The organism is Streptomyces sp. NPDC088762 (genome assembly GCF_044750905.1).
GTDB lineage: Bacteria > Actinomycetota > Actinomycetes > Streptomycetales > Streptomycetaceae > Streptomyces.
On sequence record NZ_JBIVKT010000014.1, the window covers coordinates 151011 to 167585 of the forward strand.

Genomic DNA, 16575 nt, shown 5'->3' on the forward strand with positions numbered 1-16575 from the left:
GGGGAAACGTTCCCTTCTCCCGCGGGGGCTGTGGTGCGTGGGCGGGGCCGCGAGCATGGTGCCCGCCCGGCGGTCGCGTTGCGGCCGGGGCCTCCGGTCGGGGGCGGCCGACGGGCACCCCACCCACGAGGAACGGAGAGCCGTTGTGGCGTTGACCGCCCAGAACATCGCGCAAGAGATCGAGGCCGCCAGCAAGGTCGGTGATCCCGAGGCGGACCAGCTGGTCTCGGACCTCATCGACAACAAGGAGATCGACGGGGTCAACGCCCTGTTCCGCACCATCAACACCCTGGGCCCCGACCAGGACCTCTCCCAGCTGCCGCCACGGCTGGCGGAGTTCCTCAAGAGCGCCACGGCGGAACCCCCGGACTGGTCCGATGCGGACGTCAAGGCCGCGGAGGGCTTCTTCGACCACCACCACGGCGAAGCGTCCATGCTGCAGGGCACGGTCGGCCTGATCGGCACCTATCTCTCCCCGACCGGCGCGTTCACGCTGCGTTCCACCGGCCGTCTCGGCGGGGTCGAAGGACCGGGGAGGCGCCTGTCGCAGTCCTCGCGGCTGTTCGTCGACATGGGCAAGAAGGGCGCCATGCGTGACGGCACCCTCAAGGCGAATGTCACCAAGGTGCGCCTCGTCCACGCCTCGGTCCGCCAGCTGCACAAGAAGAGCGGCGAGTGGGACTACGCGAAGTGGGGCGAGCCGGTCTCGCAGAAGTACACCACCGGCGCGGCCTGTGTCTTCTCCACGCAGATCCTCCAAGCGATGGAGCACCTGGGCATCGAGGTGTCCAAGGACGACCGGCACGGTTTCATGTGTGCCTGGCACTACGTCAGCCACTACCTGGGCACGCCCGAGAAGTGGCTGCTGCCCAAGGACGCCGACGAGGTGGAGCGGATGTGGAACCAGGAGCGGGACAAGGAGTGGAAGAAGACCGACGACGGGGTCTTCATGACCGCCCAGGCCATCAAGTTCTACCGTGACCTGCTGAAGCCCGGTGTCAGTGACGCCTACATCGCGGTGACCCGGGTGGGGCTGACCGACAAGTACGCCGACATGGCCGGCGTGCCCAGGAGCCCCATCGACTTCGCCGCCAAGCCGCTCGCCGAGGGCCACAAGGCCGTCAGCGGTCTGGGCAGCGGCCTTCTCGGAGGTGCCGCGAAGAACACCGTCGGCGTCAACCCCTACGAGAAGGCCGTCGGCATCGCGTCCAAGTCGTTCAACGAGATCGAGAAGTACGCCCTGACCCACGACAAGGACGACCAGCCCCAGATGCACCAGGAACTCCACGACAACCGCTGAGCCGGGCACGGCCCTGCGGCCGTGAGGCCTGCCGGCGCGTGCGGGAGGTACCTGCACGCGCCGGCGCGCCCGACGGCGTGTCGGCCAGTTGTCCGGATATCGGCTCATTCGTGAGACGCACAAGGCCCGACCTTCGGGATGATTCGCCCCGCCGCCGCGTACAACAAGGTGGGCGGGTAAGCGACTTCACCGAAGGGAACCACCCGTGCGCCTGAAACGCTCCGCACCGCTGCTCGCCGCCGCCGGCCTCATCGCCACCACCGTGCCCCTGCTGACCGCCACCCAGGTCTCCGCCGCTCCGGCGGCGGACCACCTGCGGCAGAAGCCCGCCTGGCACCGCTGCAGCCCCGACCAGCCGGCCGCGTACGAGTGCGCGACGCTCAAGGTCCCGCTCGACTACCGCCGTCCGCAAGGGACCACGATCGACCTCGCCATATCCCGGATGAAGAGCGAGAACCCCGCCAAGCGGCACGGCGCCATGCTCCTCAACCCCGGCGGTCCGGGCGGATCGGGGCTCGATCTGCCGCTGATGATGAACGAGTTGATGCCGAAGGACGTACGGGAGCAGTACGACCTCATCGGCTTCGACCCGCGCGGCGTCGGTGCGAGCACCCCGATCACCTGCGGGCTGAACGACACCGAGCAGGCCATCGACCGGCCCTACCGCCCGGAGAGCTTCCCGTCCGACGTGGCGTGGGCGCGTACGGTCGCCGACAAGTGCCGCGAGAAGGCCGGCTCGGTGCTGCCGTACATCACCACGCGCAACACGGCGCGGGACATGGACACGATCCGTACGGTGCTGGGCGAGCGCAAGCTCTCGTACCTGGGCTACTCGTACGGGACCTACCTGGGGGCGGTGTACTCACAGATGTTCCCGGAGCGCACCGACCGCTTCGTGCTCGACAGCGGCGTGGACCCGCAGCGGATCTGGCGCGGCATGCTCCAGGTCTGGGCCACGGAGGCCGAGCCCGCCTACGCGCGGTGGACGCGGTGGGCGGCGGAGCGGTCGGGCGAGTACGGGCTGGGCGACACCCCGAAGGCCGTGTCCGACACGTTCTGGGGGCTGGTGGCGCGGGCCGACCGGGACCCGATCGACCTCGACGGGCAGAAGGTGACGGGCGACGACATCCGCGCCGCGCGGGCGGTGTTCTTCTACCCGGCACAGGCGTCCCCGATGGTGGCGGCCATCAAGGCGGCGGCCGAGGGCAAGCCGCTGCCCGCGGGCCCGGCCGTGGAGCGGGCCAAGAAGCAGCTCTCCGGCGCCCCGGCCGCCGAGCCCGCCTCGGACAACGGCACGGCGGTGTTCTGGGCCGTGGTCTGCGGGGACACGGGCACGTGGCCCCGCTACACCGAGCAGTACGAGCGGGACGCGGCGAAGGACAAGGTCAGGTACCCGCTGTACGGGGACTTCGCGTCCAACATCAAGCCCTGTGCCTTCTGGCAGCGGCCGGTCGAGGCGGCCACGCCGATGAGGACGCGGGCGAACGTGCTGACCGTCCAGAACGAGTGGGACTCGCAGACCCCGCTCACCAGCGGTCAGGGCCTGCACCGGGCGCTCAAGGGCTCGCGGATGGTGCTGGCGGCCGGCGGTGAGGGCCACGGCGTGTACCTCGCCGACCCGAACTCCTGCGCCAACGCCCCGGTGAACACGTACCTGACGACGGGCCGACTGCCCGCCGAGGACGTGACCTGTCAGAACCCGGCGGGCGGTACGGAGCGGCGAGAGTCGCTGTCGCCGTCGCCGTCGCGTCCGCTGCCCTTCCCGGCCGGACCGAACCGCTTCTGACCGCTCCGTCCCGCGCCGGCGGGGCCAACTGGCCTACGGGTGGAGGCCGTTCGGCAGGTCGGCCAGGCCGGGCGCGGACAGGTGGAGCACCTGGTACCGCTCGGTGGCGTCCTCGTCCTGCGGGGCGGCGTCCGCCCACAGGACGAACCTGAGCAGTTGCCAGTCCCGGGGGTCGACGGCGAGGGCGGCGGTGTGCACGCCGTCCCGCCGTGCGAGCTCCTCCAACGCGGCGGTCTCGCGTTCGATCCGCCCGGCCAGTTCCAGGCCGACGGGATCCGGGCCGGGGCCGCCCGGCAGCGCGGTGAGGCGGCGGGTCGCGGCCGCCGGGGCGGCGCTGCGGGCGGGCCCGGCCAGGGCGGCCAGCCCGGTCCAGTGCCGGACGGGCGGGCGGCCGAAATCGCGGATGATGCCCTGGAATCCGGCGCCGCCGACGAGGAACCGGCCCATCGCGCCGATGTCGTTCCAGAGGTAGAAGGGCGCGTACTCGTTCACGGGCGAGCCGTCGACTCCGCGTTCGCGGACGAGGTACGCCTTCAGTCCGAGCCCCTCCCGGTCGTCGAGGAGGTGGCCGTACGCGGCGACGCGCTCACGGATGATCCCCATGTCGTAGTCGGCGGGGAGGTCGATCTCGTACTGACTGGCGTACACGGGAGCGGTTGCCTTCCGGTGGGAGTGGGTCAGGGACGGGCCGTCGGCGTCGTGTGCGCGGCGAGCAGCCCGAGGAGGCCGTCGACGGCCCGGCCGAACACCTCGGCGGAGCCGTCGGCGCGGGCCAGGACGTATCCGCCCTGCAGCACCGCGACGACGGCCGCGGCGGTGGCGTCCGGGTCGAGCGCGGGGGCGAGTTCGCCGCGCTCGCGCCCCTCGGCCAGGACTCCCGAGAGCCGCTCGCGGAGCCAGGTGAAGGTCTCCTCGACGGGGCAGCGCAGGGCGGGGTCCGCCATGACGTCGGGGTCCTGGGTGAGCCGGCCGACGGGGCATCCCTTGAGGACGTCGCGTTCGCGCCGCAGGTATGCGCTGATCCGTTCGGGCGCCGTACCGGGGGCGGCGAACTGCGCCTCCGCCTTGGCGCGCAGCTCCGCGGCCGTGCGCTCGATCGCGGCGAGCGCCAGTTCCGGCTTGCCGGCGAAGTGGTGGTACATGCTGCCCTGGCCGACACCTGCCCGCTGCTGGATGGCCTTGGGGCTGGTGGCGACGTAGCCGCGTTCCCACAGCAGTGCGCGCGTGCTCTCGATGAGGCGTTCCGACGTGCTCATGCCGGTAGTGTACATACCAGTAGGTACAGAAGATCGTCAGGTCCGTCAGGATCCCGGCCGCCCCTCCGGGTCACACCTCGCCGCATCCGGCTCATGCCCTGCCTCCGGCTCGGACGCGGCCCTGGTCGTGGCCGTGACCGTCGGGCCGGCGGTGCGCAGGGGCGTCAGCAGTCCGCCGCCGAGGATCAGCAGGCACAGCGCCCCGCCGGCCACACTGACGGCGGGGACCCCGTGGCGGTCGGCCAGCATCGTGAGCACGGCCGCGCCGACCGGGCCCGCGGCGTTGTGCACCGTCCAGAAGGCGGAGGTGACCCGGCCGAGCAGGTGGCCGGGGGTCACTTCCTGGCGCAAGGTCATGCTGGACACCCCGCCCAGGGTCATCCCGAACATGAACACGGCGGCGAACACGGCGATCACCGGCACACTGCGGCTGACGCCCGTCCCGGCCACCGCGACGGCGATCAACCCGACGGAGGCCAGCCAGCAGGGTCCGAAGCCGAGGATCCGGCGCAGCCCCGCGGCACCGAGGGCGGCGGCGACCACGCCGGTCCCGCTGACGGCGATCACGTAGCCGACGGTGGCGGCGTCCCGGTCGAGGTCGCTTCGGACGTGGTAGATCAGCAGGTCGACGGCGCCCATGGTGACGAAGGTCAGCAGGGTGAGCAGTACCGTCAGGGGGCGCAGCAGCGGATGCGTCCACAGGAAGCGGAAGCCGACCACGAACACGTCCCGCAGCACCCCCGCCGGTTCCCCGGCCCGCGCCCGCGCCCGGTCCGCACCGTCGTCGGCGGTCCACCGGAACCTGACCCACCCCAGGCTTGCGGCGGAGACGAGGAAGGTCGCCCCGTCCACGCCAAGGGCCCAGTCCGGTCCCACGGCTGTCGTGATGGACCCGGCCGCGACGGGCCCCAGGAGGGTCCCGATGGCGAAGGTGCCCATCAGCCGTCCGTTGGCGGCGGTGAGGTCCTCCGTACGCACCAGGGCCGGCACGGCCGTCACGTAGGCCACGTCGAAGAGCGTCTTCAGTACGGTGACCAGTGCGGTCAGCGCGTACAGCAGCCAGATCCGCGGTCCGCCGGCCCACCACACGACGGGCACGGCGCCCAGCAGCGCCGCCCGCGCCAGATCGCAGACGATCATGAGCCGGCGGCGGTCCACCCGGTCCACCACGTGTCCGGCGAACAGCCCCGTGCCGATGGCGGTGGATCCGGAAACGACGGTGACCAGGCCCAGTTGCACGACCGAGCCGGTGGCTTCGAGGACCAGCAGCGGGAGCGCGATCAGCGAGACGGAGCCGCCGAGGACGGACAGCGCCTGGCCAAGCCAGAACACGGTGAAGTCCTTGTTCCGCCGGAGCGGGCTCCGCTCCCCGTCGGGTGCGGGTTTCGATGTGATGCTCCAACTCCCTTTCCCAGCACGGAGGTCCACACCGGGACGGTAGGAGAGCAGAGCCCGTCCTGTCACCCGCCTTTCCAGGGGCTGCGGCGGCGGCCCGTGAGGTTACCGGCCCGCGGTGACGGGGGTGTTGCCGGTCACGGTTCCGTCCGTGCCGGACACCGTGACCTTGTGGCGGACCCCGTCCGGTCCGAGCACCACGGCCAGCCAGGCGCTGCCACCGCCGTCCTGGGCGACCACCCGGATGCCCTCGACCTTGCCGCCGTCCACCGCCGCGGCCGCCTTCTCGGCCGCCTGGCCGATGGGGAGCGAGGGCAGGGGCGCGGGCGCGGGGCGGTTCTTCACCGGGCCGCCGGGGCCCCGCACACCGTCGCGCGGTTTCGGACCCGCCTCCCCCGCCTCCCTCAAGCCCTGCAAGTCCTTCAAGTCCTTCAAGTCCTTCAGGCCGAACTTCCGGGCGCCGTGCCCGTCGCCGCCGCCCCCGTGGCCGGACTCCGACCAGGCGAACCGGGAACCCGCGACCGCTCTCCCGTCGTGGTGCCCGTCCACCGCCACCGCGACCGCGACCGCGGTACCGCCGGCGATCACCACGGCCGCCGCACCCAGCGCCGCCCAGCGGGCACCCTTGCGCCGGGGCACCAGGCGCCCCAGGTCCACGCGCGTGCGCGCGCCGCCCCCCGGGGCGCCTTCGGGCTGCCCTGACGGCGGCGACGGCTGCGCGGACGGCGGCAAAGACTCAGACATACCGGACTCCTCATACCCCACCAGGCACGGCACCCGGTTCGTCGCTGAGCATGCCGCGCGGATCCTGAAGCCCACCTGAAGCCGCCTGAAGACCTCTTCAGCCGGGCGCGGGCCGGGCCTGAGACCCTGGTCGGCATGCGCGTACTGGTGGTGGAGGACGAACGGCGGCTGGCGGTGGCCCTGCAGCGGGGGCTCCAATCGGAGGGCTTCTCGGTGGACGTGGCCCACGACGGGCCGCAGGGGCTGTGGATGGCCACCGAGCACGACTACGACCTGATCGTGCTCGACATCATGCTGCCCGGCCTCAACGGCTACCGGGTCTGCGCGCGCCTGCGCGCCGCCGGCAACGAGTCGGGGATCCTGATGCTCACCGCGAAGGACGGCGAGTACGACGAGGCGGAGGCGCTGGACACGGGCGCCGACGACTTCCTCTCCAAGCCCTTCTCCTACCTCGTGCTCGTCGCCCGGCTGCGCGCGCTGGCCCGGCGTACGGGCCGCCGCGGCCCGCAGTCCATGCGCTTCGGCGACCTGGTGCTGGACCCGGCCCGGCACAGCTGTTCCCGCGGCGGTACGGAGATACGGCTGACGGCCCGTGAGTTCGCGGTCCTGGAGTGCCTGGCCCGGCGCCCCGGCGAGGTCGTGCCCAAGAGGGAGATCCTGGAGCAGGTGTGGGACGTCGCCTTCGCCGGAGATCCCAACGTGGTCGAGGTCCACATCAGCGCCGTACGCCGCAAGATCGACGCGCCGTTCGGCCGTGCGGCTCTGGAGACCGTGCGCGGTGCCGGCTACCGGCTGGCGGTCGACGGTGGCTGAGCCCGCGCTTCCCCTCCGCCCGTTCCGGCACCTGCGGCGCCTCCCGGGGTGGTCGCCGCTGCGCCGCCTGTGGCCCGTGACCGTCCGCGCCCGGGCCACCGTGGGCGCCGTCGTGGTGGTCGCCGCGGCCCTGACCCTGGCCTCGTTCGCCCTCCTCGGACTGCTGGAGGCCCATCTGCTCCGCAATGCCGAGCGCGACGCCGTGCAGCAGGCCGAGACGGTGGCCCGGCTGGCGGCCTCCGGAGACCTCGACGCGATGCGGCCGCCCCTCCACGGCATCGACTTCGTCCAGGTGGTGAACGCCCGCGGCCGGGTGCTGCGCGCCTCCCCGAATCTGGCCGGTGAACTCTCGCTCGTCCCCGTCAAACCGCTCCGGCCCGGCAGGGCCTTCCACACCTGGAATCCCGGTCCGCTCGGCGGCGGTCACCGCCAGCGGGTCGCCCAGGTCACCACGGAGACCCCGCAGGGCATGGTCACCGTCTTCGTGGGGACCTCGCTGCGCGATGTGGACGCGGCCGACGACACCACCGCGGCCGCCCTCGCCGTCGGCGGCCCCCTGCTCCTGGCCACCGTCGCGCTCGTCACCTGGCGGGTCACGGGCCGGGCGCTCGGGCCGGTCGAGGCGATCCGCGCCGAGGTCGCCGAGATCACCGACCGGGACCTGCACCGCCGGGTCCCCGTGCCGCCCACGCACGACGAGGTCGCCCGCCTGGCGCAGACGATGAACGCCACCCTGGACCGGCTGGAGTCCGCCGGGAACCGCCAGCGCCAGTTCATCGCCGACGCCTCCCACGAACTGCGCAGCCCCATCACGGTGCTGCGCACCCAGTTGGAGGTGGCCCTGGCCGTCCGGGACCCCGAGCTGTGGCCGGAGCTGATCAGCGGCGCGCTCGAGGACATCGAGCGGCTCCAGCGGCTCTCCTCCGACCTCCTGCTGCTCGCCCGCATCGACGCCGCCCAGCCCGTGGTGCCGGTCCGGCTGGACCTGGGCGCGGTGGTCCGCGAGGCCGTGGAGGCACGGCACGGGGACCGCGTTGCGGTACGCACCTCGCTGGAGGCGGGCATCGAGGTGGAGGGCAGCGAACTGTGGCTGGCCCGGGTGGTCACCAACCTGCTCGACAACGCCCAGCGGTTCGCCGTCCGGCGGGTGGACGTCGTTTTGCACAGCACCGGCGGACCGTCCGTACGGACCGCCGTGCTGGAGGTGGCCGACGACGGACCGGGCATTCCGGCCGGCGACCGGGAGCGGGTCTTCGAGCGCTTCACCCGGCTCGACGACGCTCGCAGCCGCGACCACGGCGGAGCCGGCCTCGGCCTGGCCATCGCCCGGGACCTGACCGCCCACCACGGCGGCACCCTCACCGCCGAAGACGCCCCGCGCGGGGCCCGGCTCGTGGTCCGGCTGCCGGCCGCGCGGCCGGGCACCTCCTGAGGGTCAGCCGAGCAGGGCGTAGACGGTCGAGGCCGTCGCGGCCGGCTCCTGCGCGCCCTCGGGGGTCATCGTCACGTCGGCGAAGGCCATCCGCTTGCCGAGCTTGGTGACCCGTACGTGGATCAGCACGTCCGCGCCGACCACGGGCCGCTGGAAGCTCGTCGACTGCTGGACGGTCGTCATCGGGCCGTAGGCCCCGCGCGCGGCGGAGATCGCGATGACGGTCGCGGTGTCGGCGGCCGCCATCAGGGCCTGGCCCGAGAGGCCGCCGCCGTCCCGGGCGAGGCTGTCCGACCAGGGCAGGCGCAGGACGGCGTGCCGTTCGCCGGTCTCCTGGACGGACAGGCCGAGGGCGAGCACCCAGGGGGCGAAGTGGTCGGCGAGGATCTTGTCTGCTTCTGCGGATGAGAACGTCACCGGGCGATTGTGGCGGTCCGGCCGGACCGCCACAATCCCTTCCGGCCTACGGCCGGGCTTCAGAGGGTGGCGGCCAGCTCCGTGCCCTGGCGGATGGCCCGCTTGGCGTCGAGCTCGGCGGCCACGTCGGCGCCCCCGATGAGGTGGGCCTCCACGCCCGCCGCGCGCAGCGCCTCGTACAGGTCGCGGCGCGGCTCCTGGCCGGTGCACAGCACGACGGTGTCGGCCGGTACGAGGCGCTGCTCGTCGCCGACGGTGATGTGCAGGCCCTCGTCGTCGATGCGGTCGTACGCGGCCCCCGCGACGGAGACGACCCCGCGGTGCTTGAGCTCGGCGCGGTGGATCCAGCCGGTGGTGGTGCCGAGGTTGGCGCCGACCTTGGTGGCCTTGCGCTGGAGCAGGTGGACCTGGCGCGGCGGCGCGGGCCGCTCCGGCTTGGCGAGGCCGCCCGGGCCGGTGTAGGCGGTGTCGACGCCCCAGTGGCGGAAGTAGACCTCGGGGTCCTGGGAGGCTCCCTCGCCGCTGTCGGTGAGGTACTCGGCGACGTCGAAGCCGATGCCGCCGGCGCCGACGACGGCGACGCGCTCGCCGACGGGCGCTCCGTCGCGCAGTACGTCGAGGTAGCTGACGACGTTGGGGTGGTCCACGCCCTCGATGTCGGGGGTGCGGGGGGTGACTCCGGTGGCGACGACGACCTCGTCGTAGCCGCGCAGGCTCTCCACGTCGGCGCGGGTGTTCAGGCGGACCTCCACCCCGCTCTGCGTGAGCTGGGTGCCGAAGTAGCGGATGGTCTCCTCGAACTCCTCCTTGCCCGGGATGCGGCGGGCGATGTCGAGCTGGCCGCCGATGTGCCCGGAGGCCTCGAAGAGGGTGACGGCGTGGCCGCGGCCGGCGGCGGAGACGGCGCAGGCGAGACCGGCCGGTCCGGCGCCGACGACGGCGACGCGCTTCTTCAACCGGGTCGGGGCCAGGACGAGTTCGGTCTCGTGGCAGGCGCGCGGGTTGACCAGGCAGCTGGTGATCTTGCCGCTGAAGGTGTGGTCGAGGCAGGCCTGGTTGCAGCCGATGCAGGTGTTGATGGTCTCGGAGCGGCCGGCGGCGGCCTTGGCGACGAAATCGGCGTCGGCGAGGAAGGGGCGGGCAAGCGACACCAGGTCGGCGCGACCGTCGGCGAGCAGTTCCTCGGCGATCTCGGGGGTGTTGATGCGGTTGCTGGTGACGAGGGGGACGCTCACGGCGCCCATCAGCCGCTTGGTGACCCAGGTGTAGGCGCCGCGCGGGACGGAGGTGGCGATGGTGGGGATGCGGGCCTCGTGCCAGCCAATGCCGGTGTTGATGATGGTGGCGCCGGCCGCCTCGATCTCCTTGGCGAGGTGGACGACCTCGTCGAGGGTGGAGCCGCCGGGGATCAGGTCGAGCATGGAGAGGCGGTAGATGAGGATGAAGTCCTCGCCGACGGCCGCGCGGGTGCGGCGGACGATCTCCAGCGGGAAGCGAACGCGGTTCTCGTACGCGCCGCCCCAGCGGTCGGTGCGCTTGTTGGTGGCGGCGGCGATGAACTCGTTGATCAGGTAGCCCTCGGAGCCCATGATCTCGACGCCGTCGTAGCCGGCCGACTGTGCGAGGCGCGCGGCCCGGACGAAGTCCTCCACCGTCCGCTCGACCTCGACGTCGGTCAGCTCGTTCGGGACGAACGGGCTGATGGGGGCCTGGAGGGCGCTGGGGGCGACCAGGTCCTTGTGGTAGGCGTAGCGGCCGAAGTGGAGGATCTGCATCGCGATCTTCCCGCCCTCGGCGTGCACGGCGTCGGTGATCACCCGGTGCTCGGCGGCCTCGTCCTCGGTGGTGAGGCGGGATCCGCCCTCGAAGGGGCGGCCGGCGTCGTTGGGGGCGATGCCGCCGGTGACGATGAGGCCGGCGCCACCGCGGGCGCGCTCGGCGTAGAAGGCGGCGAGGCGCTCGAAGCCGCCCTCGTGCTCTTCGAGGCCGGTGTGCATCGAGCCCATGATCACGCGGTTCGGCAGGGTGGTGAAGCCGAGGTCCAGGGGGCTCAGCAGGTGCGGGTACCGGCTCTGGGAACTCATGGGGGCGCCTCCTCGCGCGGGGGTGATGAACCTGTTCTAGCGAGCGGGGACCTCTTTTGCAACTAAGTGCAAAACCGCGTGCGGGCCCGCCCGCCCGGGATTACCGGGCTCGGCCGCCCGGGCCCCCCCTCCTTGTGGCGGAGTTCACGCCCCTGAAGGCCGTCTCCGCCTTCCTCGGCGAGCTGCCCGACGCCGAGCTCGCCCGGCGCTGACTCGCCGAGGACGGCATCCTCCAGGTGGGCGGACTGCTGCCCGGCGCGCCGCAGCACTCGGGTCCGGTCCCGTGGCCCGGCAAGGCCGACACGTACCGGGCCCCGGCCCGGAGCAGACCGGACCGGGCCGGCCACCCCCCGGCGTCAGGCGCGGTGCAGGCGGACCGTGAGGATCTGGAACGGGCGCAGGGTCAGGGCGATCCTGCCGTCCCGGGCGGGGGCGCCGACGGCCGTGCCCTCCATCGGGCGTTCGAGGAGGTCGCTCTCGGTCGCCGCCGTGATCGGGAAGGCCGGGGCGAGCGTGGCGGTGGCGCGGCCGCCGCGGGATTCGTAGAGGCGGACGATCACGTCGCCGCTGCGGTCCTCGGCCAGCTTGACGGCCTCGACGACCACCGCGTCGTCGTCCACCGCGACCAGCGGGGCCACCGGCCCTGCGCCCGGCACCACGCGCTCCGGCAGGTTCAGCGCATGGCCCTCGCGGACCGCGTCGCCGAGGGTCGCCCCCGGCGCGAGGGAGAACCGCAGGGTGTGACGGCCGTGGTCGGTCTCCGGGTCCGGGTAGCGCGGGGCCCGCAGGAGGGAGAGCCGGATCGTGGTGGTCTGGCCGCCGTCGGGGCGCACGTCGCGGGTCACGTCGTGCCCGTACGTGGACTCGTTGAGCAGGGCGACGCCCCAGCCGGGCTCCTCCGCGTGGATCCAGCGGTGGGCGCAGATCTCGAACTTGGCGGCCTCCCAGGAGGTGTTGGTGTGGGTGGCCCGGTAGACGTGGCCGAACTGCGTCTCCGACGCGGTGCGGTCGGCCTTCACGTCCAGCGGGAAGGCGGCCTTGAGGAACTTCTCCGTCTCGTGCCAGTCCACCTCCGTGACGAGGTCCACCGTCTTGGCCCCGGCCCGCAGCGTGACCGACTGGACCACCGAGGAGGAGCCGAAGGAGCGGACGGCGCGGACGGTCACGGACGACGGGCCGCTCTCGGTGACCTCCAGGGAGTCCTGCTCCACCAGGTCGGTGACCTTGTTGCGGTAGAACGCGTCGATGTCCCACGCGTCCCACATGTTCGGGAAGTCGGGGTGGATCTGGAGGAGGTTGGCCGCGGCGCCCGGGGCGATCGTCTCCCGGCGCGCCTCCAGGTCGTAGGCGGAGACGATCAGGCCGCGGCCGTCGATCTCCACCAGCAGTCGGCCGTTGGCCAGGACGTGTCCGCCGCCGTGCCGTTCCTCCACCGTGACCGGCTGCTGCCCCCTCTCGGCGGCCGGCCGGCCCGCGCCGCCGGCGGGGACGCCGCGGCGCGCGTGCGGGGCGCAGTTGAAGACCAGCTCCTCCCCGCCCTCCCCGGCCAGCGCCTGCTGCGCGGTCAGGGTGATCCGCTGGAGCTCCTCGCGCACGGCCGCGTACGTCGCGCGGGCCTCGCGGTGCACCCAGGCGATGGAGGACCCCGGGAGGATGTCGTGGAACTGGTGCAGCAGCACCGTCTTCCAGATCCGCTCCAGGTCCTCGTACGGGTACCCGAAGCCGGGCACGCGCACGGCGGCCGTCGCCGCCCACAACTCCGCCTCGCGCAGCAGCGATTCGCTGTGCCGGTTGCCCTGCTTGGTCTTGGCCTGGGAGGTGTAGGTGCCGCGGTGCAGCTCCAGGTAGAGCTCTCCGGCCCAGACGGGCGCGTCCTCGTATTCGGCGTGCGCCTTCTCGAAGAAGGCGTCGGGCCGCTCGATCCCGACCCGCGGGGAGCCTTCGAGGTCCCGCTGGCGCCTGGCGCGGGCGAGCTGCTCACGGGTGGGGCCGCCGCCGCCGTCGCCCCAGCCGAAGGGCACCAGCGAGCGCGAACCACGGCCCTTCTCCCGGTAGTTGCGGGCCGCGTGCGCCAGTTGGGCGCCCCCCAGGTCCGAGTTGTAGGTGTCGACGGGCGGGAAGTGCGTGAAGACGCGGGTCCCGTCGATGCCCTCCCACCAGAAGGTGTGGTGGGGGAACTCGTTCACCTGCGACCAGCAGATCTTCTGGGTCAGGAACCACCGGGAGCCGGAGAGCCTGACGATCTGCGGCATCGCCGCGGTGTAGCCGAAGGAGTCGGGGAGCCAGACGTTGTGGGTCTCGATGCCGAACTCGTCGAGGAAGAACTTCTTGCCGTAGAGGAACTGGCGGGCCATGGCCTCACCGCCGACCATGTTGGTGTCGGACTCCACCCACATGCCGCCGACCGGTACGAACTGCCCGTCCGCGACCTTCTTCTTGACCCGCTCGAAGAGTTCGGGCCGGTGGGTCTTGATCCAGTCGTACTGCTGCGCCTGCGACATGGCGAAGACGAACTCGGGGTGCTCGTCCATCAGGGCCACCATGTTGGACGAGGTGCGGGAGACCTTGCGCACGGTCTCGCGCAGCGGCCAGAGCCATGCGGAGTCGATGTGCGCGTGCCCCACCGCGCTGATCCGGTGCGCGGAGGCGCGGGCGGGGGCGGCGAGCACCCCGGCCACCTCGGCGCGGGCGGCGGCCGCGGTGCCGGGCACGTCGCCGAGGTCCACCGCGTCGAGCGCGGCGTCGACGGCGCGCAGGATCTCGTACCGCCGCGCGTCGTCCGTACCGAGCTCCGTCATCAGGCCCTGGAGGACTTCGAGGTCCTGGACCAGCTCCCAGACCTCGGTCTCGAAGACGGCGAGGTCCATCCGGGCGAGCCGGTAGAGCGGCCGGTCGCCGCTGGTCCGCTTGTCTCCCTCGTACGTGGGCGAGTGGTGGACCAGGACCGGGTTGGAGGCGGCCTCGACGTACCAATCGATCGGCTCGCCGCCCTCGGCGCGGTCGGCGACGCGCACCCAGTCGTTGTACGGGTTGAGCGCCTTGATCTCGCCGCCGTCGGCGCGGTGGACCAGGCCCTCGCACTGGAAACCGGGCATCATCCGGTCGAAGCCCAGGTCCAGTACGGCCTCCACGGTGCGGCCGGCCCACTCGGCCGGGACGCTGCCGGTGACCTTGAACCAGGTGGTGCCCCAGGCCGGGCCCCATGCGTCGCCGGTCGCGCAGGGCTCGTACCTCGCCGCGAGGGCCTCGGACACGGGGACGGGCTCGTCCGGGGCCTCCCAGCGTGCGACGGTCAGCGGGACCGGGTGGGTGTGGACGGCGGGCTTGATGCGCTCCGTGAGGACCCGGCGGAGGCGGTGTTCGGTGATGTTGCGGTCGTCATGCATGACGGCTGCTCCAGGAGAGGGGTGTCGTGGGGTGCGGGAGGCCGCGGGGGGTGCGGTCTCAGGTCTTGACGGCTCCCTCGCCCACGCCCTTGAAGAAGAAACGCTGGAGGGCGAAGAAGAGGAGCACCATCGGGATCAGGGCGGCCATCGCGCCCGCGGCGATGAGCCTCTGGTCGTTGACGGTGGTGGCGCCCGCCAGGGTCTTCAGGCCGAGCTGGAGGGTGTAGTGGTCGCTGTCGGTCAGGACCAGCAGGGGCCAGAGGAAGTCGTCCCACGCCCCCATGAAGGCGGTGATGCAGACGACGGCCAGGGCGCCTTTGGCGGCGGGCAGGAAGACCCGGGTGAAGCGGGTCCATTCGCCGGCGCCGTCCAGCACCGCGGCCTCCTCCAGCTCCTGGGGGACGGCGAGGAAGGCCGCCCGCATGATCATGATGTTGAGAACCGAGACCGCGCCCGGGAGCCAGACGCCGATGAGGGTGTCGACCAGGCCCATCTCGCGGACGGTGAGGAACATCGAGATCATCACGGACTCGAAGGGGAACATCAGGGACGCCACCAGCACGGTGAAGACGGCCTTGCGGCCCTTCCAGCCCGCCCGGGAGAGGGCGTAGCCGCCCATCGCCGCGAACAGCGCGTTCGAGGTGACGGCGAGGGCGGCGACGACCAGGGTGTTGCCGGCGTACGCGAGCAGCGGGAACGATTCGGCGACCCGGACGTAGTTGTCGAGGGTGGGCCGCGAGGGCAGGACGCCGTCGTAGACGTTCTCGGTGCGGCCGCGGATCGAGGTCAGGAACTGCCAGACGATCGGCCCCAGCATGATCACGAGCATCAGGACCAGGGTGGCGTACCGGCCGGCCAGACCGGTCACGTGACGCCGGCGGTCGGCGCCGGCGCGCGGGACCGGCTTCTTCCCCGGGGCCACCGGGCCCTTGGGGGAGACGGGCGTGCTCACCTCTCGTCCCCCTTCGACAGTCGGCGGCCCAGCAGGCTGAAGACCAGCGTCAGGAGGAACAGCAGGATGGAGAGGGCCGAGGCGTAACCGGTCTCGCCCGAGAAGCCCAGACCGACCTGCCGGATGAGGAAGGGCAGCGTCCGGGCGCCGCCGCCGGGGCCTCCGCTCTCGCCGCCGAGGATGTAGATCTCGGTGAAGACGCGGAGGGCGGAGATCGCGGAGAGGGTGCCCACCAGCATCATCATCGGCTTCACCTGGGGGACGGTGATGCTGAAGAACCGGCGGACGGGGCCGGCGCCGTCGATGGCGGCCGCCTCGTAGAGGGTGGTGGGGACGTTCCCGAGCGCGGCGAGGTAGAAGACCATGTAGTAGCCGAGGCCCTTCCACACGGTCACGATCATCGCGGAGACCAGCAGCATCGTGCTGTCGGTCAGGAACGGGACCGGCTCGGAGATGATGCTCAGCTTCCGGAACAGGGTGTTGACGAGGCCGTCGCTGCGCAGCACCCACTGCCAGATCAGGCCGACGACCACGGCGGAGGCGATCACCGGGGTGTAGAAGGCGGAGCGGAAGAAGCCGATGCCGGGGATCTCGGTCCGGACGAGGACCGCGAGCGCGAGGGGCAGCAGGACCAGGCAGGGGACGACGACCACGAGGTAGAGCACGCTGTTGCCGGTCGCGACCCAGAAGTCGGGGTCGGCGAGGGCGCGGCCGTAGTTGTCGAAGCCGACGAAGCGGCCGCCGCGCAGGACCTGGGCGCTGGTGAAGGAGAGGATGACGGTGTTGACGAACGGCCAGAGGCTGAACAGCGCCACCATGGCGAGGCCGGGGGCGAGGAAGAGGTAGGGGGTCCACCAGCTGCGGTGGCGCAGCCCCGTCGCGGCCTCCATGGCCTGCTCCGCCCTCTTCGCCTCCCTGGTGCGCTGCGACGGGCGGGGAGGCCGGGGAAGCCGGGGAAGCCGGTCCGGGCTGGTCGCCTTCCGCAGGGCGGTCCGTGTCATGGCGTCGCG

The 16575-nt window shown here is 72.4% G+C and carries 13 protein-coding genes; 4 read left to right on the plus strand and 9 right to left on the minus strand.

The window, feature by feature from the left end; genetic code table 11:
• Nucleotides 1-145: 145 nt before the first annotated feature.
• Nucleotides 146-1300, plus strand: coding sequence for an oxygenase MpaB family protein (locus tag ACIP5M_RS27465; protein WP_401201689.1), 1155 nt, complete (start codon nt 146-148; stop codon nt 1298-1300).
• 205 nt (nt 1301-1505) lie between these two features.
• Nucleotides 1506-3086: an alpha/beta hydrolase gene (locus tag ACIP5M_RS27470; RefSeq protein ID WP_401201690.1), complete on the plus strand. Its 1581-nt coding sequence runs from the start codon at nt 1506-1508 to the stop codon at nt 3084-3086.
• A gap of 33 nt (nt 3087-3119) precedes the next feature.
• Here the strand turns inward: ACIP5M_RS27470 and ACIP5M_RS27475 are convergent, their stop codons facing one another.
• The 4 genes from ACIP5M_RS27475 to ACIP5M_RS27490 form a co-directional block, all read right to left on the minus strand.
• Nucleotides 3120-3734 carry a DUF4865 family protein gene (locus tag ACIP5M_RS27475; protein WP_401201692.1) on the minus strand — a complete coding sequence of 205 codons (615 nt, stop codon included), beginning with the start codon at nt 3732-3734 and terminating at the stop codon, nt 3120-3122.
• A gap of 29 nt (nt 3735-3763) precedes the next feature.
• Nucleotides 3764-4342, minus strand: a complete 579-nt coding sequence (locus ACIP5M_RS27480; RefSeq protein WP_401201693.1) for a TetR/AcrR family transcriptional regulator — start codon at nt 4340-4342, stop codon at nt 3764-3766.
• Between the two features lie 45 nt (nt 4343-4387).
• On the minus strand, nt 4388-5770 hold the full coding sequence (locus ACIP5M_RS27485; RefSeq protein WP_401201694.1) for an MFS transporter: 1383 nt from the start codon (nt 5768-5770) through the stop codon (nt 4388-4390).
• A gap of 72 nt (nt 5771-5842) precedes the next feature.
• A complete protein-coding gene (locus ACIP5M_RS27490; protein ID WP_401201695.1) occupies nt 5843-6481 on the minus strand; it encodes a hypothetical protein in 639 nt (212 codons plus the stop codon).
• A gap of 135 nt (nt 6482-6616) precedes the next feature.
• Here ACIP5M_RS27490 and ACIP5M_RS27495 point away from each other — a divergent pair, with 135 nt between their 5' ends.
• On the plus strand, nt 6617-7294 hold the full coding sequence (locus ACIP5M_RS27495) for a response regulator transcription factor (RefSeq protein ID WP_401201697.1): 678 nt from the start codon (nt 6617-6619) through the stop codon (nt 7292-7294).
• A gap of 58 nt (nt 7295-7352) precedes the next feature.
• Nucleotides 7353-8726 (plus strand): sensor histidine kinase, encoded by a 1374-nt coding sequence (locus tag ACIP5M_RS27500; RefSeq protein ID WP_401201762.1) that lies wholly within the window; start codon nt 7353-7355, stop codon nt 8724-8726.
• 3 nt (nt 8727-8729) lie between these two features.
• Here the strand turns inward: ACIP5M_RS27500 and ACIP5M_RS27505 are convergent, their stop codons facing one another.
• The 5 genes from ACIP5M_RS27505 to ACIP5M_RS27525 all read right to left on the minus strand — a co-directional run bounded on the left by ACIP5M_RS27505 (nt 8730) and on the right by ACIP5M_RS27525 (nt 16566).
• Complete coding sequence (locus ACIP5M_RS27505; protein WP_401201698.1) at nt 8730-9143, minus strand: PaaI family thioesterase; 414 nt, start codon at nt 9141-9143, stop codon at nt 8730-8732.
• A 59-nt stretch (nt 9144-9202) separates the two neighbouring features.
• On the minus strand, nt 9203-11227 hold the full coding sequence (locus ACIP5M_RS27510) for an FAD-dependent oxidoreductase (protein ID WP_401201700.1): 2025 nt from the start codon (nt 11225-11227) through the stop codon (nt 9203-9205).
• 356 nt (nt 11228-11583) lie between these two features.
• Nucleotides 11584-14613: an alpha-mannosidase gene (locus ACIP5M_RS27515; protein WP_401201701.1), complete on the minus strand. Its 3030-nt coding sequence runs from the start codon at nt 14611-14613 to the stop codon at nt 11584-11586.
• A gap of 58 nt (nt 14614-14671) precedes the next feature.
• A complete protein-coding gene (locus ACIP5M_RS27520; protein ID WP_401201703.1) occupies nt 14672-15565 on the minus strand; it encodes a carbohydrate ABC transporter permease in 894 nt (297 codons plus the stop codon).
• A complete protein-coding gene (locus tag ACIP5M_RS27525) occupies nt 15562-16566 on the minus strand; it encodes a carbohydrate ABC transporter permease (protein WP_401201705.1) in 1005 nt (334 codons plus the stop codon). The genes ACIP5M_RS27520 and ACIP5M_RS27525 overlap by 4 nt, the downstream gene beginning before the upstream one ends.
• Nucleotides 16567-16575: the final 9 nt, after the last annotated feature.